The organism is Tenacibaculum sp. MAR_2010_89, assembly GCF_900105985.1.
Classification (GTDB): Bacteria; Bacteroidota; Bacteroidia; order Flavobacteriales; family Flavobacteriaceae; genus Polaribacter; species Polaribacter halocynthiae.
Genome location: NZ_FNUB01000005.1, coordinates 1,688,612 through 1,712,309, shown reverse-complemented (window position 1 = coordinate 1,712,309; position 23,698 = coordinate 1,688,612). Strand labels below are relative to the sequence as shown.

The 23,698-nt window shown below is 30.1% G+C and carries 16 protein-coding genes; 8 read left to right on the top strand and 8 right to left on the bottom strand.

What is annotated here, in order from left to right; all coding sequences use genetic code 11:
* Positions 1-7: 7 nt before the first annotated feature.
* The 5 genes from BLV71_RS11060 (at position 8) to BLV71_RS11045 (ending at position 8,160) form a co-directional block, all read left to right on the top strand.
* Complete coding sequence (locus BLV71_RS11060; protein WP_093870606.1) at positions 8-604, top strand: phage tail protein; 597 nt, start codon at positions 8-10, stop codon at positions 602-604.
* Positions 605-756: 152 nt separating this feature from the next.
* The gene (locus BLV71_RS11055; protein ID WP_093870605.1) at positions 757-4,416 is read left to right on the top strand and encodes an Ig-like domain-containing protein; all 3,660 of its coding nucleotides are present in this window, start codon (positions 757-759) and stop codon (positions 4,414-4,416) included.
* A 15-nt stretch (positions 4,417-4,431) separates the two neighbouring features.
* Positions 4,432-4,596 (top strand): hypothetical protein, encoded by a 165-nt coding sequence (locus tag BLV71_RS18585; RefSeq protein ID WP_176974390.1) that lies wholly within the window; start codon positions 4,432-4,434, stop codon positions 4,594-4,596.
* A gap of 182 nt (positions 4,597-4,778) precedes the next feature.
* Complete coding sequence (locus BLV71_RS11050; protein WP_093870604.1) at positions 4,779-7,760, top strand: lamin tail domain-containing protein; 2,982 nt, start codon at positions 4,779-4,781, stop codon at positions 7,758-7,760.
* A gap of 181 nt (positions 7,761-7,941) precedes the next feature.
* Positions 7,942-8,160, top strand: a complete 219-nt coding sequence (locus BLV71_RS11045; protein ID WP_093870603.1) for a hypothetical protein — start codon at positions 7,942-7,944, stop codon at positions 8,158-8,160.
* A 63-nt stretch (positions 8,161-8,223) separates the two neighbouring features.
* Here the strand turns inward: BLV71_RS11045 and BLV71_RS11040 are convergent, their stop codons facing one another.
* Positions 8,224-11,877, bottom strand: coding sequence for an ABC transporter permease/M1 family aminopeptidase (locus BLV71_RS11040; RefSeq protein ID WP_093870602.1), 3,654 nt, complete (start codon positions 11,875-11,877; stop codon positions 8,224-8,226).
* A gap of 42 nt (positions 11,878-11,919) precedes the next feature.
* Complete coding sequence (locus BLV71_RS11035) at positions 11,920-12,807, bottom strand: ABC transporter ATP-binding protein (RefSeq protein WP_093870601.1); 888 nt, start codon at positions 12,805-12,807, stop codon at positions 11,920-11,922.
* A gap of 168 nt (positions 12,808-12,975) precedes the next feature.
* On the opposite strand from BLV71_RS11035, the gene BLV71_RS11030 reads away from it, so the two are divergent.
* Positions 12,976-14,067: a hypothetical protein gene (locus tag BLV71_RS11030; RefSeq protein ID WP_143032781.1), complete on the top strand. Its 1,092-nt coding sequence runs from the start codon at positions 12,976-12,978 to the stop codon at positions 14,065-14,067.
* A gap of 62 nt (positions 14,068-14,129) precedes the next feature.
* Here the strand turns inward: BLV71_RS11030 and BLV71_RS11025 are convergent, their stop codons facing one another.
* From BLV71_RS11025 to hutH, 3 genes are all read right to left on the bottom strand, one after another.
* Positions 14,130-14,660 (bottom strand): DUF4136 domain-containing protein, encoded by a 531-nt coding sequence (locus BLV71_RS11025; RefSeq protein ID WP_093870599.1) that lies wholly within the window; start codon positions 14,658-14,660, stop codon positions 14,130-14,132.
* Positions 14,661-14,742: 82 nt separating this feature from the next.
* The gene (locus BLV71_RS11020; protein ID WP_093870598.1) at positions 14,743-16,737 is read right to left on the bottom strand and encodes a urocanate hydratase; all 1,995 of its coding nucleotides are present in this window, start codon (positions 16,735-16,737) and stop codon (positions 14,743-14,745) included.
* A 13-nt stretch (positions 16,738-16,750) separates the two neighbouring features.
* Complete coding sequence (gene hutH, locus BLV71_RS11015; protein ID WP_093872010.1) at positions 16,751-18,238, bottom strand: histidine ammonia-lyase; 1,488 nt, start codon at positions 18,236-18,238, stop codon at positions 16,751-16,753.
* A 78-nt stretch (positions 18,239-18,316) separates the two neighbouring features.
* Here hutH and BLV71_RS11010 point away from each other — a divergent pair, with 78 nt between their 5' ends.
* Complete coding sequence (locus tag BLV71_RS11010) at positions 18,317-19,201, top strand: LysR family transcriptional regulator (RefSeq protein ID WP_093870597.1); 885 nt, start codon at positions 18,317-18,319, stop codon at positions 19,199-19,201.
* A gap of 73 nt (positions 19,202-19,274) precedes the next feature.
* The gene (locus tag BLV71_RS11005; RefSeq protein WP_093870596.1) at positions 19,275-19,598 is read left to right on the top strand and encodes a hypothetical protein; all 324 of its coding nucleotides are present in this window, start codon (positions 19,275-19,277) and stop codon (positions 19,596-19,598) included.
* Here BLV71_RS11005 and BLV71_RS11000 read toward each other — a convergent pair.
* Genes BLV71_RS11000 through BLV71_RS10990 form a run of 3 tightly spaced genes read right to left on the bottom strand, consistent with a single transcriptional unit; the run spans position 19,593 to position 23,587 of the window.
* On the bottom strand, positions 19,593-20,222 hold the full coding sequence (locus BLV71_RS11000) for a DUF6134 family protein (protein ID WP_093870595.1): 630 nt from the start codon (positions 20,220-20,222) through the stop codon (positions 19,593-19,595). The genes BLV71_RS11005 and BLV71_RS11000 overlap by 6 nt on opposite strands.
* 4 nt (positions 20,223-20,226) lie before the next feature.
* Positions 20,227-22,731, bottom strand: coding sequence for a DUF5686 family protein (locus BLV71_RS10995; RefSeq protein ID WP_176974389.1), 2,505 nt, complete (start codon positions 22,729-22,731; stop codon positions 20,227-20,229).
* Positions 22,732-22,738: 7 nt separating this feature from the next.
* On the bottom strand, positions 22,739-23,587 hold the full coding sequence (locus BLV71_RS10990) for a sterol desaturase family protein (RefSeq protein WP_093870593.1): 849 nt from the start codon (positions 23,585-23,587) through the stop codon (positions 22,739-22,741).
* Positions 23,588-23,698: the final 111 nt, after the last annotated feature.

Below are 23,698 nucleotides of genomic sequence, written 5' to 3'. Positions count from 1 at the left end.
TATTATTATGGATCCATTTTTAGGACAAATCGTATTATTCGGAGGAAATTTTGCTCCAAGAGGTTGGGCTTTATGTGAAGGTCAATTATTACCCATAGCACAAAACTCTGCTTTATTTTCTATTTTAGGAACAATTTATGGAGGAGATGGAAGGACAACATTTGCATTACCAGATTTACGTGGTAGAGCTGCAATTAGTTCAGGTCGTGGACCAGGATTATCTGATCGTAGATTAGGATCAAGAAGTGGTCAAGAAGTACATACGTTAACAACTCTTGAAATGCCTTCGCATAATCACTTAACAAGTAACAACGGAGCAACTGACCAACATGTACAATTAAGTACTAGTGCTGCAGTAAACGAAACTCCTCAAGCTGGAGATGTCCCTGCTGCCGCTGAATATGGTAGTGGTCTAAGTGCTACAAAAGTAAAATCTTTTGGCCCACCTACTGCAGGAAATGTTGTAAACGGGCAAACCTTAAGTGGGAATGCTGGTTTAAACATTTTAAACAATGGAGGAAACCAAGCACACAATAATATGCAACCATATTTAACAACAAATTATATTATAGCTCTTCAAGGTGTGTTTCCTTCAAGAAATTAAAAAGTTAAATTTATATTTTTTTTCAAACTAAGACTCTAATGAATTTTCATTAGAGTTTTTACACAAAAATCTCTTATAAATTAATTCTAAGTTACTATATATCAAATAGTTTTTATTATATTTAAAAAACTTAACCAAACACATAATAAATAATGAAACATTATTACTTAAAACTTCTATTAATCCTTCTGTTTGTATTATCAAAACAACTGTATGGACAAACTCCAGGAACTATGGAATTTGGAACTTCAACTACAGTTCTCGCCAATACTTTAAACCCAAGTGCTGATCAAAGTGCTAATGCTTTATTAAATGGATTTGATGTATCTATGACCTCTTCAAATTCAAGAATTATTGCTTTTGCATTATCAGGAAATGGAGCTGGTACAAATTCTACAGCTGGAGGAGCAGAAGCTTCTTTATTTTTTGGAGGTGATTCTTCAGGAACAACTAATTCATCAACTTTATCTACAGATTCTGGTGGTGAAATTGGTATTACAAGTTTTGATTTTGCATACGAATATAACTCAGGAGCTACAACTCAATCATTTACAGCATCAGGAAAAAAAGATGGAATAGAAGTTGGAACAAAAACTATTACAGTAGGGCACAATACATTAATAAATGTAGATTTAACAAATCCAACAACAGGATCTTTTGCAGATATTGATGAATTAATATTAACACCTTCATCTCCCTTTATTGGAGGCTGGTCATTAGATAGCATGGTTATAGTAGCTGCAGTCTCAAACACAGCTCCAGTAATAGCAGGTACGTCTGCAGGTCAAACGGTAAATGATAATGCTACAGTATCTCCTTTTTCTGCTATAACAACTACAGATGCAGACGGAGATAATCTTTCAGCAACTATTACTTTAGATACTAATGCTAAAGGTGTTTTATCTGGTACTGGATTAACTGGTACTGGTCCTTATGCTATTGCTAGTACTTCACCTGCTGACTTGCAAGCAAAACTTAGAGCTTTATCTTTTAATCCTACTGATAATAGAACAAGTACATCTGAAACAACTACTTTTACTGTAGTTATAAATGATAATACAGATACAGATACTAACAATACAACTACAGTAATTTCAAATGCAGTAGCACCAACTGTTACAAGTATAAGTTCTTCAACTGCCAATGGTACCTATAAAGTTGGCGATAATGTAATAGTTACCGTTACTTTCTCTGAAATAGTTACTGTTACTGGTACTCCTCAAATAACCTTAGAAACTGGAACTACAGATAGAACTGTAAATTACAACGGAACTGGTAGTGGAACAAATACGATACAGTTTACGTATACTGTTCAAGCTGGGGATTTAAGTGCTGATTTAGATTATGTTGCTACAAATTCATTAACTGCCGGTACTAGTATTCAAGATTCTGGTAGTAAAGATGCTACCTTAACTTTACCTAGCCCTGGAGCTGCAAATTCTTTAGGTGCTAATAAAGCATTAGTTATTGATGGAGTTGTTCCTACTGTAACGAGTGTAAGTTCTTCAACAGCTAATGGAACTTATAAAGCTGGAGATAATATTATAGTTACTGTTACTTTCTCAGAAGTTGTTACTGTTACTGGAACTCCTCAAATAACTTTAGAAACTGGAACTACCGATAGAACTGTAAACTATAATGGAACTGGTAGTGGAACCAATACTTTACAATTTACATATACTGTTCAAGCTGGTGATGTAACTGCTGATTTAGATTATGTAGCTACAAATTCATTAACTGCCGGTACTAGTATTCAAGATGCTTCTGGGAATAATGCTTCTTTAACATTACCTAGTCCTGGTGCTGCTAACTCATTAGGTGCTAATAAAGCAATTGTTATTGATGGAGTTACTCCTAATTTAACATCCTCTAATCCAGCAGATGATGCTACTGGAGTTGTTATTTCGCAAAATATAGTATTAACATTTAATGAAAACATTAGCAAAGGTACTGGTAACATACTTATCAAAAAATCATTAGACAATAGTACTGTTGAAACGATAGACGTTACAACTGCTTCTGTTACTATAAGTACGAATACTGCCACAATTAATCCTAGTTCTGATTTTGATTTAAATACTGGGTATTATATTCAAATAGCTAATACAGCTTTTAAAGATGCAGCTAATAATAATTATGCTGGTATTTCTGATGCTACTTCTTTGAACTTTACATCAGAATCAAATCAAACAAATGCATATGCTGTTGCTAGCGGAAATTGGTCTGTACCAAGTAACTGGTCATTAGGTAGGCTACCTATTAGTACTGATAATGTTAATGTAGGCACAAATACTATTAATTTAGATGTTAGTAATGTTACCATAAACGATTTAAGTATAAGTATCGGTGGATCTTTTAATATATTAAGCGGTCAATCTATTACAGTTGAGGGAAACCTTAACCAAAATGGTACATTAAACATATTATCTAACGCTTCTAACAATGGTTCTTTAATTGTTAAAGGAAACCATACGGGAATTAGCAATGTTGATTATCACCGATATTTATCTACCAATTGGCATTTAGTTGCTTCTCCAATTTCTGGTAAAAACATTAATGATTTTTCAGGAAATGTAAGTACTAGTGGTAACAAATATGCTATTGCTCCTTATGTAAATAATGTTGTAAGCGCTTCTCGTTGGAATCACTACACTACAGCAGCTGGATCAAATGATATTGCAAGTGCAGGAACATTTACTGTTGGTAAGGGGTATTCAATACAAAAAAGTACAGGTGGTACCATAAATTTTTCAGGTACTCTAAATACTACTGACAAAACTTTCCTAATTACGGATGGTGGTGATAATCCAGCTGGAAACAGATGGAATTTAGTAGGTAACCCATTTACTGCATCATTACATGCTAGTAATGCAGCTGATGCTACTAATAACTTTTTGAAAGTAAACATTGATGCTGGTAACCTTGATCCTTCAAGAGCTGGTTTATACTTATGGAACGGTTCGGCTTATGTAGAAAAAACTGTTGATGATGCTGCTTTTTATATTGCACCAGGACAAGCATTTTTTGTTCATGCTCCTGATGCAGGTGGAACTTCTGTAAGCTTTACGGAAGCTATGGAAACACATCAAACTGGTAATGTATTTTTAAAAGGTAACTCTGTAAGTTATCCTGAGATAATTTTAAATGTAACTGAAGATAAAAACACATCTTCAACAAAAATTAGATATATAGAAAACAAAACTAAAGGTTTAGATCCAGGATCAGATGTTGGTACTTTTACAGGTACAAACGCTACCTTTAAAACATTTACTCATTTAGTTAGTGATAGTAAAGGTATTGATTTTGCTATTCAAGCTTTACCAAATAAAGATTATGAAAACATAGTTGTTCCTATTGGTTTAAAAGCTAAAGCTGGAAAATCGATAGAAATCTCTGCTAAAGGTACTAATTTACCTAGCGGTATTGACATGTATTTAGAAGATAGAACAAACAATGTTTTTACTAATTTATCTAAAGAAAACTACACTATTAGCCTTAAAAGTGATGCTGAAGGTATAGGTCAATTTTATATTCATACAACTTCTCAAAAGTTAAGTACTAGTGATACTAATCAATTATTAGAAAACGTAAGTATATACAAATCTTCTAAAAATGAATTAACAGTAGCTGGATTACAATCAGAAAAAGCTTCTTTAACTGTTTACTCTATACTTGGTAAAAAAATTACTACTAAAAAATTCAGAACTAATGGTGTTTCAACTATTTCCCTTCCTGAAATTGCATCAGGAGTATATGTAGTAGAGCTATCAACTGAATTAGGAAAGTTAAGTAAGAAAATTATAGTTCAATAATTAAAAAGTATGACCATGAAAAAACAAGTTAAAAATAACGACACCGATATAACTCGTAAAGAAGCTCTTAAAAAAATAGGAAATTATGGTAAATATACAGCCCTAACAGCCTTAGGAACCTATATATTATTAAACCCTAAAAAAGCGCAGGCACAAAGTCCTGAAGCACCAGGGTTTTAATTTTAAACCAGCATACATAAAAAAGCCTCAAGAAATTTCTTGAGGTTTTTTTATATCTCTTATCTCAAACCAAAAAACCCCATTACCACCTATGAATCAGTAAATTAAATAAAAAAAATATCAAATAATATTTTTCTACTAATTATTTTTTTTCTAAGTTTAGAATCTGAAAAAGAAAAATCATGAAAAGAAAAAATTGTCTCGCTTATGCGATAGCTCTTCTATTGCCCTATTTTTTAATCACTTCAACCTATAGTCAACAAATTAATGATAATTTTGACAATGGTGCCATTACAGGTTGGACTCAAGGAACAAATGGTCACTGGACAAGTTCTACAACCTCTCCAATTAATGGTTCTCATTCATTAAAACATAATCTATCAAATACAGCTGGAAAAAGTTATATCAGTAAAAGTATTTCCAGTTTAGATCTAACTACACAAGATATAACTTGGCAATTCAACTTAAAAAATGGGAATTGGGACCCATCTGGGGGTAATAAATTTTGGATTTATTTAACTGCTAGTGAATCAAACTTAAGTTCATCAACCATAAACGGATATGCAATTGGGGTTAACTTAACCGGTACTTCAGACATTTTAACCTTATGGAAAGTAACAAACGGAACAGTAGATACATCTATAATTACTACCGCTATTGATTGGGATGCTAATGAAATTAAAGGTATTAAAGTTACACGAAGCACAAATGGTTTATGGAAATTATTTATTGACGAAAACGGAGGATTTGATTCTTTAGATCTTAAAGGAAGTGTTACTAACAATGATTATATTATAAAAAACTATTTTGGAATTTATTTTCAATACACTAAGTCTAGAGCTGGTTTATTATGGATCGATGACATATTAGTTGAAGGTAAAACTCCATCAACTAATCCTACTGTAAGTTTTAAAACCAGTACTAGTTCTATTAATGAAACAAACACCACTTTCAATAAACAAATACCTCTCTCATTTTCCAATTATACATCCAACGCTACAATTAATATTACAATTGACAGTAATAGTACGGCAGAAGCAACAGACTATTCATTAAATACATCTTCATTAATTTTTACTTCTAACGGAACTAAAAATATCTCTTTAGATATTAATAATGACCTTGATATGGACAATGAAACAATCATTTTAAAATTAACTATTACTAATGGAGTTGCCGATATAAATATTAGCACTCATACTTTAGTTATAATAGATGACGATTTATCTAAAATTATTATTAATGAAATTTTAGCTGATCCAACTGGAATTGATGCAAATGGAGATGGTACAATTAGTACTTCACAAGACGAGTTTATTGAATTAGTTAACACTGACGTTACCCCTCACATTCTTACAGACTACACCATTTCTGACAATAGTTCTATTAGACATACTTTTGGAAATATAACAATACCAGCTGGTGGATCTGTAGTTATTTTTGGTGGAGGTGCTCCTACTAATATTTCTGGAATATCATTAGCTGCTTCAACAGGACGTATTAGTTTAAATAATACTGGAGATACAGTAACTTTAAAAAACAACAACGGTGTAATAATTACAACATATACCTACGGAAGTGAAGCAAATGCAGATCAATCCATTGGCAGAAATGATGATTTAACTGGCAACTTTGTAAAACATTCATTAATTACCTCCAATCCGCAAAAGGCTACACCCGGTAAATATAACACCACAGATTTACCTTTTTCTACAATAACGTGGAAAGGTGCTGTTGATTCAAACTGGAATACTTCTTCAAACTGGAGTACAGATAAAATTCCATCAACTTCTGATGAAGTTTTAATTTTAAAAACTACAAATCAGCCTACAGTTAACTCTTCTACATCTATAAAAAAAGTAACCTTAGCTTCTGGGGCTTCATTAATTGCGAATGCACACTTAAATGGAGACATAACTTATAGAAGAAGTTTAGCTACTAATAATTGGTATTTAGTCGCTTCTCCATTAAAATCAGAAACTATTGAAAACTTAATTGCTTATAATGATTTTGCTACTGGTCCAAATAAAAATATCGGCATTGCTCCATATAAAAATGATGGATCAGCCTGGAACTATCTATCAAACAACTCAACTGGAGTAATTACTTCTGGAAAAGGGTATTCTGTTAAATTAAATGTTCCTAGCGATTTAAAATTTACTGGTGAAATAAATACAGGCACCATTACTTATCCTATTACCCAAGCTACCAATAATTTTAATTTAATAGGAAATCCATTTACATCTTACATTAATCTTAGTACTTTCTTTACTGATAATTCAACTGCTTTATCTGAGGAAACAATTTGGCTATGGAATCAAGCAACTAATAGTTATGATTTAAAAATGGGCGGTATAGATGGTAGCTTTCAAATATCACCTACTCAAGGTTTTTTTGTTAGTGCTAATCGTAATACCAATATTACCTTTAGTAAAACTAATCAAAGTCATCAATCTGATACCTTCCAACGAAATACAAAAACAGAAATTAATGTAACAGTAACAGAAAACAAAAATACTAAGTCAACCAAATTGTTCTATTTAAATGAAGCAACTACTGGTTTTGATAATGGTTATGACGGTACAATGTTTAATGGTATTTCTTCAAGTTTTGCAATCTATTCTCAATTAGTTAGCAATAATAAAGGCAAAAATTTTGCTATTCAATCCTTACCTATTAATAATTTAGAAACGATAATTGTTCCTATTGGTTTAAAATTTGATGCAGGAAAAACAATAGAATTTTCTGCCAAGTCTACTAACTTACCTTCTAATATTCAAGTATATTTAGAAGATAGAATTCATAATACTTTTACTAACTTATCTAAAGAAAATTATACTAGTACCCTTAAAAATAATGTCGATGGTATTGGACAATTTTACATTCATACTACTTCTCAAAAATTAAGTTCTAGTAATAATAACCAAATATTAGAAAATGTAAGTACTTACCAATCTTCTAAAAACGAAATAACAATAACTGGATTACAGTCTGATAAAGCTTCTTTAAGTCTATATACTATACTTGGTAAAAAAATAATTGAAAAAAAATTCAAATCTAATGGTAAAATAATTATTGGTATACCAAAAATAACTTCTGGAATCTACCTTATCAAAATAACCTCTAAAAACGGGTCTATCAACAAAAAGATTCATGTAAACTAACAATAAAAAAGGTTGTAAAGTATTTTATAACCTTTTTCAAAAACCACTAAACAATTAAAAATCAACATTTAATCTATTTTAATTTTCATTCATCTATACTTTAAGGGAATCCATCTAATCTCCTACATAACAACCATCTTCCTTTTTTAATTTTACAATAAGAAACTTAAAAAATAATATTATGATTACTGATTTTACTCTTAAAAAATTATCTTTTGAATATGTAGCTTATGATACCCTTTTAAGCGGAATACATTATAATTTCAATCATCCAACAAAAGGCGCGTTTACAGCATTAATGCCAGATAAGTACTCAAAAATAGAAATTGACTCTGTTGATTTATCCGTTAATCTAATTTTCAACGACATTAACGACTTAAAAGAATGGGTAGCAAATTGATAATAAAAAAACAAGTGACAATTTAAAATCATCACTTGCTAAAATTACTAAATCAATTAAAACTTACAACTTCCTTCGGTTATCGTCAGATTTTGTATCAATTAATTTATTGTATGGATCTACACCTACTTCAACAGGTTTTTTATCAACTATAATAGATACTCTATTATTTATCTGAGTTACTTTATGTTTTTGTAAGTATAATTCAACTTCTTTTTTCTTTCCATCTACTTCTTCTTCTCCAAAAATACCGATATCAACATAATCTGCTAACTTAACCGATAATACAGGTTTTTTCATTTTTTCTGTCTTGTATGATAAAGTATCACCTACTTGTTCACCATAATAACGCTTCCCTTTTTCATCATTACGATATTTAGAAACTTCAAAATCTATATCTACTTGATATTTACCGTTCTCTAATTTCTTAGATGTTACTTTAGTTATTCTGTTTTTATACAACGTAATGGTTTCAAACATATCTTTAATTACATATTGTAAGCTATCCGGTGTAGCTTTTTTTATATAATCAACCATTTCTATTGATGTTGTATATGGAGCATCTTGAAACTTAACCTTTTCGACATACTCTTTTAAGGCATTGTTTAATTTTTCTTCACCAATATAATCACTCAATGCATAAAATACTAAAGATCCTTTTTGGTAACGTATATATCCTTGTCCATCATTATACATTAATGGTTTTTCACGTTTACGCTCAAAAGTACGTGACTGCAAATATCCATCTAAACTTTTCTTTAAAAACTTACGCATTTTAGATTTCCCGTATTCATGCTCTAATACTTTTAAAGACACATATTCCGATAAACTTTCCGATAACATTGTAGCTCCTAAAACATCAGCACCAATAACTTGATGTGCCCACCATTGGTGTGCTAACTCATGAACTGTAATTGCAAACGGATAGTCTACTCCACCTTCATTGGTATCATCTACATCAGCAATAAAACCTATTGCTTCTGAAAATGGTATCGTATTTGGAAATGCCTGAGCAAAACTTCCTTCAGTTCTTGGAAATTCAATAATTCTAACTTGCCTATGTTGATAAGGACTAAAGTTTTTTGAATTATAATCTAAAGAAGCTTTAATTCCTTCCATCATTCTTTCTAAATTAAATTCATGTCCTTTATGATAATAAATCTCTAAATTAACATCTTTCCATGTATCTCTTTTCACTTCAAATCTAGCAGAATTAAAAGCATAAAAATTCAAAATCTTACTATCCATTTTATAATGAAAATACTTACGCCCGTCTTTTACCCATTCTTTTTGCAAATAGCCAGGAGCAATGGCTATTTGATCTTCATCTGTACTAACAGTAGCTTCAAAATCAATCCAATCACTATCTCCAGAAATATAGGTATTTCCTAAAGCAGTGCTATCTGATGGATGTGGACGTAATTTATTTTTTGGTAAATCAAATTTTTCTCTCGTTTTATCATCCCTTAGTTCTCCTGCAGAAGAATACCCTAATGATGGATAAATACCACTATTTATAAACGTTCCATTAGCCAATACTGGTGAATGACTACGTAAAAATGTATTTGGTTTATTATGAACTGTAAATTTTAGTTCTAAACTATCTCCCGGTTGTATTGGCGTATTAAATTTATAGATATCAAAATTCTGAATTGTATCCTCTAACACCAATTTGTTTAATTTATTAAACTCAAATGTACTTGGGTAATCATTATGATTTAAGAAAATACTATCAATAGTTTCGTTAGTTTTATTAATCATTTTATATGTTCCCGAAGATTTAAAATCTCTTGTCTTTGGGAAAATATTCATATCAACATTAACGGCTACTATTCTAGGCTGTGCTTTTCCTTCGTACTTTTTATATTCTTTTTCCCAAGTAACTCGTAATTGCTCTCTCTCTTTTGATGATTTACGTATATTTAATACGTTATTTTCGTAATAAATTCTACTACCGAGACTAAAAAAGCCTAGCAATAAAACTACAATTCCTAAAACTAATTTAATGGTTAATCTTTCTTTTAAAATTGATAACCTTTCTTTAAAAGAATGAGGTAAACCACGTACCCAAAATAAACCTGCTAAAATTAAAGCCACTAAACCTCCTAAAAACCAATAAATTTTATACGTATAATACCTACTAAATGAAGCTCCATATTCATTCATGTCTGAATATGAATAACTAGGCCCTTGATTGTATTTAAATATTGACTGCTCTATTCCTGCCAAACCTAAAAACTGTATTCCTATTGCTATTACCAACAATACAAATAAACCTAAGTATGGATTTCTAAATAACGATTGGATAAACAAAGCTAGCATAGCCCAAATTACAAAATGAATAAACTTTAACGCATATACCTCAAAGAAATAGTGTCCTAATTCAAAATTATAATACCCTTTATAAATTTGAAATAACACCCCAGCAACAACTATTACTGCTAGCATTACCAATTGCATTTTTAATAAGGCTGCAAATTTAGATAATAACAAAGCCCAGTTTTTTACCGGCGTAACATCAATAATATGATTTGCTCCTGCAATGCTCGCTCTATGAACTAACATACCTGCATACAAGAATGTCATTAAATTTATAAATAAACTAAATGTATTTCCTGGAATTAATAACATTTGCCAAGTGGTAGGATATGTTTTAGTTCCGAATAATTCTCCCGCCCCCATAGCTGTAAGTAAAATAAATATTAACCCTACCAATAAAATACTGATAAATGGTAAGCTTGTTATTATATACTTAAAGTCTATATTTGATAATTTCCAAGTAGTTTTAATATCATTTATGAATGAGTAATCGTAATTTACTTTTGGTAGTTCAATACGAGTAATTCCTCCAAAATTTTGCTTAATAATACGCTCTCCTTTACTCTTTTTAAAACTAAATGTGAATGCATTCTGACTAAATGAGAATAATTTATATACCCCTGCTAATATTAAACTAGCAATTCCTAACCATAATAGTCTATTATAAATTATTACACCTTTAAACGGAAGTATTAATTCGTTTTGCTCTGCGACTGTCCAATAACGTGTATAATAATTTGCTGCCTGTCCTCCAAAAGGGTCAAATAAAGCTGACCAAAAACGATTATCTGGATTCGATAAAAGACTATCTGCAACACCTTGTACAAACATTAATAATAATACCGTTATAAAACCTGCAGCAATGTTTCTTGAAAAGGTAACTACTCCAAAAACGATTACTCCAAATAACAATACATTAGGTATAATATATATTAAGTAAGAATGTAAATATGCTGAAAAATTAAACGCACCTACTATCTCTGAGTTTGTTCCTGGTAATCGAAAACCAAAAAACAAACCTAAACCAGCTATTAAAATAATTAATAGCACTATTAAAAAAGAACTTAAAAATTTTGCTGATAAATAATTAGCTTTATTAAAAGGATACGAATACAAAATTGAATGCATATTACTCTTATAATCTCTATATACCGAACTACCAATAATAGATGGAAATAAAAAGAATAAGAAAATAGCCAATGTGTTAAACATTCCGTTAATTGCCGAAGGAGAATTTACTATTTTAGATGACCCCGTAGTCACTGTTAAAGAATCAAAAATACCTGCTGAACTTGCTGATAAGACTAATGCCAGCAAAAAGAAGATTGCTGCATATATGTATATTGCTGGCTTCTTAAACCAGTATGTTAATTCGTGCTTAAATATTGTAAAAAACATGTACTTTTATTTTTTGAGTTAAAAAATGATTTCGTTAAATAGTTACGCCATTACTGGCTGATCATCTTTTAATGCAATAAAATATACATCGTCAAGTTGTGGTTCTGCTTGCTTAAAATCTTCTGTAGGCTTTTCATCTGCATACACACGTACATTTAATGTATCATCTTGATTATAATTAGATGAAAGAACATTAAAAGTAGCTTCATTACTTTCTAAATCATCTCTATCAATAATCTTAGTCCAAATTTTCCCTTCTATTACTTTTGTTGCGGCTGCAGGTGTTGTATGTTTTAAAATACGCCCACCATTTAAAATTGCCATCTCTTTACATAACTCTTTTACGTCTTCTACAATATGTGTAGAAAAAATAACAGTACAATTCGTTCCTACCTCTCTTAACACATTTAAAAATCGATGACGTTCAGCTGGATCTAAACCTGCTGTAGGCTCATCAACAATAATTAACTTAGGATTGTTTAATAATAATTGAGCAATTCCAAATCGTTGCTTCATTCCTCCTGAATATCCTGCTACGTATTTTTTCCTTACCTCATATAAATTAGTTATTTCTAAAACCTCTTTAACAATTTTTTGTCTATCAGATTTTGAACTAATTCCTTTTAACGTTGCAAAATAATCTAACAAATCTTCAGCTGACATTTTAGGGTATACTCCAAAAGACTGTGGTAAGTACCCTAACATTTTTCTAAATGCCATTTGATTTTCTAACACATTAATTCCATCAAAAGAAATACTTCCAGAATCTGGAATTTGCAATGTTGCTATTGTTCTCATTAATGATGATTTTCCAGCTCCATTAGGCCCTAAAAGACCAAACATCCCTGTTCCTATCTCTAAATTTAAATTATCAATAGCTTTTACCCCGTTTTTATAGGTTTTAGTTAAGTTTTTTATAACTAATCTCATAATTATCTGATTTAGTTGGTTTTATTCAGTTTCTATGTTAGAAGCTTTAAAAGCTATTTTGTTACAAAAAAAAAGCTCTTTTCGGAAAAAATTTTTATTCATACGGAAACAATATCCTTTAGGTTTTATTTAAAAATGGAATATTCGTAGCAAATAAAATATACTATTATGAAAAAATTATTTCTATTACCTTTTATTTACTGTATGTTAATAATGGGATGCCAAACAACAGACTCTGATGTTTTGGATAACGAAAAAAAAGAAACATTAACTGTTCAACAACGATCAGAAAACATTCCTCTTATAAGAAAGGTTTCTGCCACTTTTAATAAAGTTGTTCAAAACGAAGAGGCCTGGAAAAAAATACAAGCTTTTGTTACTGAAGATCATGTTATACTTAAAAGTAACAATGTTTTTGAAGATCATTTTATAATGAATGCCAAATTGGTAATTGAAGATGATATCATCTTCAGAGCAGAAACGATAAAAGATGATGTTTTACCTAAATCATCGTTAAAGGAGGTATTTATTAATACTTATAGTTCTCTTTATCCTGAAGACAATATTAATTACACAACTATTTTAAAACAATTACCAAAACTTCATTTTGGAATACCAGTTTCAGCATTAAAAAATTATGATACATGGAAAGAAAACGGATTTCCTGTATTAGCAAAAAGCTACGATGCAAACAATAATAAGTTAGAGAAGGTTAACAAAGAAGAAGCTATTAAGCTAATAGGTATTGATAACTTTAATAAGCTTACTGAAAAATCAAAAGAGCCTTATGAAAGTTATTACGCATCTAAATCAGATGTTGTTATTGCAATAATAGCTATTGCTACAAGAAAAAAACAAGGAAACATTATAACTATTAAAGATGATAAAACGTCTATTGCTTCATTTGTAATCAATGACGAAAAACATTACAATGAATTGATTGTTAATGACGGTAATGAAACCTTTGCTTTTGCACAAAATAATATGATGCAACAAACTTACATCGATTTACCAAATGGATGTAATGGTTATTATTCATTTATATGTGGAAGTGATAAAATGAATACATATACCCAACAAATGCAAAAATTAGCAAATGATACTTGTAACACTATTTGGAGATGTATTCCTTGCTGTGACCCTTATACTGGAGGAATTAATTATTACGCAATGATTTTTGAACCAAATTCTATAAAGTGTAAAAAAACAATGGATTACTTACAAGTATTAAGTATGTACTCATTAGAGGTTAACTATTAATTTAAAATTAAAAAGAGGAGTTTGAAACATTTCAAAACTCCTCTTTCATCCCCTAAAAAAAATTATTTATTTTGGCTTCCTGGTGGATATTTAGCCATTATTTCTTTTACAAATTCTTTAATTCGAGCTTCTTTTCGCTCTACGTTACTTACACTTAAAGCTCCAGTACCAATACCCTGCCAAACCAACTCTTTCTTACCCGCGTCTAATAAATCTATAAATAAAGTTCCTTCAGTGTGTTGTGATACCCTCATTGGACTTGGTCCATAATACCATGGATACCAAAATCCTCCAAAACGATTATCATTTACATTAATTCGTTCTCTTGATTTTGTAAATAAACTAACTAGAACATCTGGTGAAGATGATTTCTTCATTCCTTTCGCTATTAATTCAGCTTCAATAGCACGCATTATACGTTTTTTATCAAGATCAGAAATTGGTGCTTTATCAATACCTTTTTTATAAAAAGCAAATGTTTTGTATTTAGAAAAATCTACTTTGGTATCGTAATCTGTAGTAACTCTTACTGAGACACAAGAAACAGCTAGTAAAGCTATGATAGGTAAGAATAGTAATTTAGATAGTTTCATTTTTTATAGAATTTAGAGTTTCAAGCATTATAGCATTCATTAGTTAAAATTGCTTAACTTGAAACTCTAATTCTTGAAACTGTTACATATTTTCAAACAGTGCGTCATCTACTATATTTGGAAGCGTTACTTGTAATTTTTTCTCAACTTCCATAGCTCTTTTAATTGCAAAAATAGCTTCATCATTTCTTGCCCAACTCCTTCTTGCTATTCCATTATTTACATCCCAAAAAAGCATAGATTGTAAACGACGTGATGCTTCCTTAGAACCATCAAGAAGCATGCCAAAACCTCCATTTATTACTTCACCCCAGCCAACACCACCTCCATTGTGGATTGATACCCAAGTAGCTCCTCTAAAACTATCTCCAATTACATTCTGTATTGCCATATCAGCTGTAAAACGAGACCCATCATAAATATTTGAAGTTTCTCGGTACGGAGAATCAGTACCTGATACATCATGATGATCACGCCCCAATACAACTGCCCCTATTTTTCCTTTTTTAATAGCTTTATTAAAGGCTTCTGCTATTTTCATTCTTCCTTCTGCATCAGCATATAAAATACGTGCTTGCGAACCTACTACTAATTTATTTTCTTGCGCTCCTTTAATCCACTGAATATTATCAGCCATTTGTTGCTGAATTTCAATAGGCGACTTTTTCTTTATCTTTTCTAAAACTTTACAAGCAATAGCGTCTGTTTTTGCTAAATCTTCTGGCTTTCCTGATGTACATACCCAACGGAATGGACCAAATCCATAATCAAAACACATAGGCCCCATAATGTCTTGTACATAACTAGGATACTTAAACTCACGACCAATTGTTGGATTAGAACTCATAACATCAGCTCCTGCTCTACTTGCTTCCAATAAAAAAGCATTTCCATAGTCAAAAAAGTAAGTACCTTTTTCTGTATGCTTATTTATAGCAGCTGCATGACGACGTAAAGTTGACTGAACTTTACCTTTAAACTCTTCAGGTTTATTTGCCATCATTTCATTTGCATCTTCAAATGAAATATCTACTGGATAATATCCTCCAGCCCAAGGATTATGCAATGATGTTTGATCAGAACCTAAATCAATATGGATATTTTCTTCGTCAAATTTTTCCCATACTTCAACAATATTACCTAAATATGCTATTGAAATAACTTCTTTATTTTCTTTAGCTAAACGAACTCTTGAAACCAATTGATCTAAATCAGTAATTTTTTCATCAATCCACCCTTGATCTAAACGTACTTGAGTAATTTTAGGATTTACCTCAGCACAAACTGTAATACAACCAGCTATATTTCCTGCTTTAGGTTGCGCTCCACTCATACCACCTAACCCAGCAGTTACAAATAAATTCCCTTTAGGTTCTTTTTTTATTTTACGAAAACCATTTAATACAGTAATAGTTGTTCCATGAACAATACCTTGAGGACCAATATACATATAACTTCCAGCAGTCATTTGTCCATATTGTGTAACTCCTAACGCATTAAACTTTTCCCAATCATCTGGTTGTGAATAATTCGATATCATCATACCATTGGTAACAACTACTCTAGGTGCATCTTTATGAGAGGGAAATAATCCCATAGGGTGACCAGAATACATAGTTAACGTTTGTTTATCGGTCATTTCCGATAAATATTTCATTGTTAATAGGTATTGCGCCCAATTAGAAAATACTGCACCATTACCACCATAAGTAATTAATTCATGTGGATGTTGAGCTACTGCATAATCCAAATTATTCTGAATCATTAACATGATTGACTTTGCCTGAGTAGATTTCCCTGGATACTCTTTAATATCACGAGCATGCATTTTGTATGTTGGACGAAAACGATACATATAAATACGACCATATTTCTCTAACTCTTCCTTAAATTCTGGTAATAATACTTCGTGATGTTTTTTATCAAAATAACGTAATGCATTTTTTAGCGCTAATTTTTTTTCTTCAGCAGTTAAAATATCTTTACGCTTTGGTGCTCTATTTATTGACGAATCATAAATTGGCATTTCTGGTAATTCACTAGGAATTCCTTGTTTTATTTGTTCTTTAAATGTCATCATAATGTCTTTTTTAAGCTACTTTAAACTTTTGATTTTTAACCATATTTATTAATGCATTAATATCATCTTTCAATACTCTATCATCTTCTAACTTTGCTACTTCACTTCTAATTAACTTAAAATTATCTTCTATGATAGGTGAAAATGTATTTGGCCTTCTAAAGTCCATAGCTTGTGCAGCATACATAAACTCAATTGCAAATATTTTATCAATGTTTCCTAGAATTTGATTGAATTTACGTCCAGAAATACTCCCCATAGAAACATGATCTTCTTGTCCTAATGAGGTTGGAACACTATCAGCTGATGGAGGAAAACACAATGATTTATTTTCAGTTACTAAAGCTGCTGTAGTATATTGAGGAATCATAAAACCTGAATTTAAACCACCGGCTTCGGTAAGTAATCTTGGTAATCCATACTTTCCTTCTAAAAGTAGATAACATCGTCTATCTGCTATATTTCCTAATTCAGATGCTGCAATTGAAGCATAATCTAATGCCATTGCTAAAGGTTGCCCATGAAAATTCCCTCCAGATATCGCCTCCGTTTCACTTAAAACTATAGGGTTATCTGTAACCGAATTCATCTCTATTTCTGCCAAATCATTTAAATGAAAATATGCATTTCTAGAAGCTCCATGAACCTGAGGCATACAACGGATTGAATATGGGTCTTGTACTCTAGGAAAACTTGTATCTTCTACGTTTTGAGAATCTTTTAATAACATTCGCATACGTTCAGCAACTTTTAAATTCCCTTTAAATGGTCGAATTTGATGTAACTCTTCTTTAAATGGTGATACATTACCTGAATATCCTTCTAAACTCATAGCTCCAGCTACATCAGCTAAATCTAAAAGGTATTCCATCTTTTTTAAACCTAAAATAGCGTGTGCTAAAATAAATTGTGTTCCATTTATTAAACCTAAACCTTCTTTAGCTTCTAATACTAAAGGCTCCAAATTATTTTTAGCTAATACTCCTTTAGCTGGTTGTATTGTATCTTCAACCCAAAATTCACCTTCACCTAATAGTGGTAAAAAAAGATGTGATAATGGCGCTAAATCTCCTGAAGCTCCAACTGAACCTTGCTCAGGAACAACTGGTAATAAATCATTTTCAATAAAATAAACGATACGTTCAATCATTTCTATACGTACTCCAGAGAATCCTTGACATAATGCTTGTACTTTACAAATCATCATTATCTTAGATAGCTTTTTATCAATTGGATTCCCTACTCCAACAGCATGTGTAATTAGTAAATTTTCTTGTAACTTACTCGTTTCTTGAGGTGTAATTTGCACATCACACAATGGTCCAAAACCTGTATTTATACCATAGATAGCTGCATCAGAATTTGCCATTGTATCTACCTTCTTCCTACATACATCTACTTTGCTCTTAGCTTCTGCTGTTATACCTGCTTTTAAAGTTCCTTCGGCAATTGCAATTACTTTATTTACCGTTAACTGATCTATTCCGTATTTAAACATGTCTTTTATTTCATTTTCTACAAAGTTATTTTTATTTTTGATAACCAACAATATCATCTTTATCATTAAATAATAACCATGAGTTATCAAATAGAATTAAGACATTTTCGTTACTTCTTAGCTGTAGCTGAAGATTTACACTTTAGGAAAGCTGCCGAACGCCTTTTTATATCTCAACCAGGATTAAGCAGACAAATTAAACAAATGGAAGAAGATTTAGACATACAACTGTTTGTTAGGCACAATAGAAAAGTACAATTAACCCCTGTTGGTATGTATTTAAAAACTGAATTAACTAGGAACCTAAAAAACCTTGATTATATTTTAAACTATGCTAAGCTATTACAAGAAGGTAAACATGGACAATTAAAATTTGGATATGTAGGTTCGGCTATGCAAGAGATTATTCCTAATTTGTTAATTCGCTTTAAAAAAGAACATCCTAATGTTCAATTTGGACTAAAAGAAATGGATAATGATAAACAAATTGATAGCTTATTATCTCAAGATATTGATGTTGGTTTTGTAAGATTAGATCGTGTACCTAGAGGCTTAGTTATTAAACCTATTTTAAAAGAATCTTTCTGCTTAGTATTACCTAAAAACCATCCAATTAATTCAGATACTTTTAAAAATTTAAACCAATTAAAAGACGAATCTTTTATATTATTTGATCCCTCTTATAGCCCCTCTTATTATGAAAAGGTAATGCAAATTTTTGATGATAGTGATTTCACTCCAATTATTTCTCATAATACCATACATGCTGCCTCAATATATAAATTAGTTGAAAATAATTTTGGCTTATCTATTGTTCCTAAATCTCTTCAACATGGATATGCTATGGGTGTAAAATTTATTGAACTTACCAATATTTCACAACGCACTACTTTATCTATTATATGGAATAAAAATAACAGAAATCCTATAGTAACTTCATTTCTTGAAAAAACAACTTCATAGATGATTTGAGATTTTTATGCTATATTATAAAATTCATTATTTTTACAAACTCAAGAAATGTTGTAATACAACCATGATTTTTATATCAAAACATATAATACCTAAAGGCTTTATTGGTCTAACTTTATACCCTTTTATATTTTTAAAAAGGAAGGACTTAAGATATAATTACGAGCTTGTAAATCATGAAAAAATTCATCTAAAACAACAACAAGAATTACTTATTATTTTCTTTTTTTTATTTTACGCTATTGAATGGTTAATTAAGTTAATTATATACAAAAACAAACACTTAGCATATAAAAACTTAAGTTTTGAACGAGAAGCTTACTGTAATGAAACTAATTTATATTATTTAGAAGAGCGTAAATTATGGGCTTTTTTAAGTTATTTATAATTTACCTACTAGTTTTTGCTTATTCTTTGACTTTAATATCATTTCAAAATTAAATAATGTTTTTCTAACAATACATTTTTCCATAATACCTTCATCATTATAAATGTAAGTATCTATATGCCTACTTCTAGGATTTATTAACTCAAACTCATTAACCTTTATTTTTTTTATTTTTTTATAAAAACCTCCAACCTCTTCAAATACTTTTTCTTTGTCTTTTGGTTTATAATACGTTAACATAATAGTACTTAAATGTATTGGTTTTGTATGTTTTGTTTTTTCTCCGTTAGTAATAATATTATATGTACTATTTAAATATTCTAGTGTTGACTTCTCTCGTATTTTTCCATTCTTTTTCACTTCATAAAAACTCTTTTTTAAAACATTATTTTCATATAATGTTTTCATTATAGTACTTATTTCTTTTTTTCCAAAAAAACGAATTATTGATAATGAATTTGTTGAATATTCTATCTTAGTTCCTTTTATAGTTCTGTTAGCTATAACAGTACCAATTGTTTTTCCAAAAACGTTTACATCATATTTATATTCTTGAGCTACGAGCACGTTACAACCTATAAATAAAGCCAATAACCATAAAATTACACTTACTTTATTTTTCATATTTCTAAAATGAAGTTTTAAACCCTACTCTTATTCCAAATTTTGGACTCTCTGGACCATTCACATTTTTAAAATCTCCTCTCCAAATAAAATCTACTCGTAATGGCCTTAAATTACCATACCCAATATTCTCAATACCAAAGCCGTATTCAAAATATGGTTTTCTGTTTGGTGCTACATATTTAATTGACGATCTATTTATTTTTTTATTTCTTTTTGAAATACTGCCATACACAGTTCTAAAAGTAAGCAGACTACGCAACCCTAATTTTTTAATTAGTGGAATTCGATTCATCAATAAACCATTAAAATGTTGTTCAAAATGACCTTCAACTGAACTATCAGCAACAAAATCATAATAATCTAGTAAAGCAAAAGTATTAGGTGTTAAAAAGTACGTTTGATTTGATGGTACTGCTGTTAATACAGAAAGTGGTGTTTTACCAAAAGTTTTAGCTACAATTAATGTTGGGTCAAATACTCCAAACTTACCTATAGGCAATGGATGGTTATATAATATTGATAATTTTTCATAATCTACATTCCCTCCAAAAATTCCTTTATAAGCTTTCTTATAATTTATTAACAACTTAGGGTGTAACTTTGTTCCTAGCTGTCTATCTACCCCAAACCCTTCTGTTACTCTACCTGGTTGATAATTTATGTAAAAATCAGAATAAACATCATTAGTTACGTTTATTGTTTTGTTATTTTTTTGATTAAAAAATGCCATTGAGAAACGATCAGGGGCAGCTGAAATAATTTTTTCATGAGCAAACTTAATTCCCATGTTAAAGTTGTTTACTATTTCTACATCAAATCGAAACATTTTCTTTTTAACTTTTGCTAAAAAATAATTATCACCTCTTACAAAAATTGCTTTTGGTCCTTTATCTGGTTGAGGTATTAAGTTTCTTTCATTAAACTTTGTAAAACCCATTTGCTCAACATCATCTATGTAAGCAGCTCCAACAGTAATTCTAGGCTGAGACGAAAGTAAATACCTTGCTTCTAAACCAAACTTTATTTTTTTATCTTTAAAACCATAAGCCCCATGCCCTAAAATTCTAAAACAATCATTGTTTGTTTTAAAAGTTCTAAAACCTAAACGTAAACGTACACCTTCAATATCATTTTTTGCTGTTGTTGTGAATAAGTTACCTAATTGTATTCCTGTAATTGGTGTAAAATACCCATCTGATATTGTATAAATGGTTCCTGTAATTTTTTTTATTTTACCACTTGTCTTTATTTTATTTACAAGTTGAAATGTTTTATTAATTTTTTCATCTTGTTTTCTTTTCCAATAACTAGCTTCTTTTTTATATTGATTCGCTCTTTTTTGAACTATTTTAACATCATAAAAATCAGTTGATTTTTCGTGATCAAAAACATATTTTGAAAACTTTTCGTTCTTCACTAAATATATTCCCTTTTCTTTTTTGTTCTTTGTTAAAAAAGTAAATTCTCCTTTGTAGGTGTTTGTTTTTGGTAAGTAAATACTGTCATTTTTTAAAAGGAATGTTTTTCTAATAGATAAATCTCTAACGAAATTTAAGTTAACATTTTTTAATATTTCCATTTCAATTGAAGTAAGAGCAAAACTTTTATCGGCTACTTTTAAGTGACCTTTAAAAACTAAATCTCCTTTTTGTCGAGGAAAAAAATGGATTGTATATTTTTTTCTATTACTTACTATTGAGCTATCTGACAAAACATAATCATAACTTCCAAAACCTGATGTAGAAATTGGACTAACAAATGTTTTATCTAAAATATAAATATCGTCATTATACACATCTATTTCTTTAAAAATAGTAGTTGCTCTATCTACATACTTTCCTAATTGATGGATTCCTATTTTACGTTCTCCTTCAATATCTCTCCGTATTTTACCCAGTGAATTATTCCCATAAACTTTTTCACTTTTTTCAATTAACTCTACTGGAATATAATAGGTGTTATTTTCATAATTCTTTTGAACATAGTTTTTCATTTTATTAAATTTATTACGTAAAACTTTACGCATAAATAAACTATCCATATTTCCAAAACCTAATTCTCTTGAACTGTATTGGTTATACTGATAGGCTTTCACTAAAGAAAGTCCGTTTTTTTTCTTTCTTCTCCAAATCTCTTTTAAAATACGAAAAGCTGGGTTCTTTTGTTTTTTCAGTCTTTTTTTAGGTTGTTTTACAATAATAACCTCATCTAACGTAGTACTATCTTCTTTTAAAACTACTTTGATTTTATTAATCTTACTTTTTAATAATATTTCTTGTGATTCAAACCCTAAAAAAACAATTGAAATTATTGAAAAATTCTTTGAACTTTGTATATAAAACTCTCCCTCTTCATTCGTGGTTGTACCAGTTGTAGATCCTTTAAAAAAAACATTCACATAAGGTAAAGGCTCTTTATTTTCATCTAAAACTACTCCACTAACTTTTGTTTGGCTCCATAATGTTGAACATAATAGAACAAATACTATTGTTAATATTCCCTTCACTATAAAACTACTTTACGGTTTTTAATTTGTTTTTTTTGTAAATAGGATTTGTTGAATGAACCCTGTTTCCATCAAATGGACGAGTTATTAAGTTTTTGAAATCTTTATTTTCTTCCACATTCATATTGGTATCTATGCCATGAACAATTTCTGATTGTTTCATTTTACTAAATGTAGAAAAAACACGATCCCAGATTGAAAAAATGTCTCCATAATTACTATCAGTTTGTGGTAATACATAATGATGGTGTATATGATGAGTATTTGGGGTTACAAAAATTAATGATATTATCGCATTATAACGATCTGGTAATTTAGCCTTTGAGTGTGATGTTAAATTAATAAAACTTTGAATAAACTGTTTAATTAACAAGAACTGTACTGGTACTCCTAAAATGAAAACTATACCTATTAAAAAACTTACTCTTACTGTTGTTTCACCTGGGTGTTCTCTTACTGTTGTTGAAATATCTACATCCATGTCGCTATGATGTACTTGATGGAATCTCCAAAAAAAAGGAACTCTATGCATCATTACATGATACCAATAGTCAAAAAAATCTATACAAATAAAAGCCACCAAAAAATGAGCTATAGAGAACTCATTTAATGGTAACTGATAAACAAGCCCCCATTGTTTATCTTGTGTCCAATTTGCAACAATAAAAACAATAGTAGAAAGTGCTAATTGAACTGGTAGCACAAAAATTATAAACTTTGCATTTAACAAAGAATGCAAGGCTTTCTTTTTTACTTTTTCAGAAAATAAAATCAGCTCTAAGCCCCAAAAGAAAAAAATAATTAAGGCATAGGCGATTAACTGTAAAACCAAAGGGTTTTCATTAAGTATTGACATAGTAGGTTTTTTATACGATTATAACTTATTTAGTTTGGTTGATTGATAGTTATAATTCTCTACGCTATATTTTTATATAAAATAGCGATAGCTAGTGTAATTTAAATTTAG

Excerpts from the sequence above, each read along its gene's own strand:
- BLV71_RS11000 (WP_093870595.1), bottom strand. The coding sequence starts at position 20,222 with ATGAAAAATAAAGTAAGTGTAATTTTATGGTTATTGGCTTTATTTATA.
- BLV71_RS11030 (WP_143032781.1), top strand. The coding sequence starts at position 12,976 with ATGAAAAAATTATTTCTATTACCTTTTATTTACTGTATGTTAATAATG.
- hutH (WP_093872010.1), bottom strand. The coding sequence starts at position 18,238 with ATGTTTAAATACGGAATAGATCAGTTAACGGTAAATAAAGTAATTGCA.
- BLV71_RS11060 (WP_093870606.1), top strand. The coding sequence starts at position 8 with ATGGATCCATTTTTAGGACAAATCGTATTATTCGGAGGAAATTTTGCT.
- BLV71_RS18585 (WP_176974390.1), top strand. The coding sequence starts at position 4,432 with ATGAAAAAACAAGTTAAAAATAACGACACCGATATAACTCGTAAAGAA.
- BLV71_RS11050 (WP_093870604.1), top strand. The coding sequence starts at position 4,779 with ATGAAAAGAAAAAATTGTCTCGCTTATGCGATAGCTCTTCTATTGCCC.
- BLV71_RS11035 (WP_093870601.1), bottom strand. The coding sequence starts at position 12,807 with ATGAGATTAGTTATAAAAAACTTAACTAAAACCTATAAAAACGGGGTA.
- BLV71_RS11040 (WP_093870602.1), bottom strand. The coding sequence starts at position 11,877 with ATGTTTTTTACAATATTTAAGCACGAATTAACATACTGGTTTAAGAAG.
- BLV71_RS11055 (WP_093870605.1), top strand. The coding sequence starts at position 757 with ATGAAACATTATTACTTAAAACTTCTATTAATCCTTCTGTTTGTATTA.
- BLV71_RS11010 (WP_093870597.1), top strand. The coding sequence starts at position 18,317 with ATGAGTTATCAAATAGAATTAAGACATTTTCGTTACTTCTTAGCTGTA.
- BLV71_RS11025 (WP_093870599.1), bottom strand. The coding sequence starts at position 14,660 with ATGAAACTATCTAAATTACTATTCTTACCTATCATAGCTTTACTAGCT.
- BLV71_RS11045 (WP_093870603.1), top strand. The coding sequence starts at position 7,942 with ATGATTACTGATTTTACTCTTAAAAAATTATCTTTTGAATATGTAGCT.
- BLV71_RS10990 (WP_093870593.1), bottom strand. The coding sequence starts at position 23,587 with ATGTCAATACTTAATGAAAACCCTTTGGTTTTACAGTTAATCGCCTAT.
- BLV71_RS11005 (WP_093870596.1), top strand. The coding sequence starts at position 19,275 with ATGATTTTTATATCAAAACATATAATACCTAAAGGCTTTATTGGTCTA.
- BLV71_RS11020 (WP_093870598.1), bottom strand. The coding sequence starts at position 16,737 with ATGACATTTAAAGAACAAATAAAACAAGGAATTCCTAGTGAATTACCA.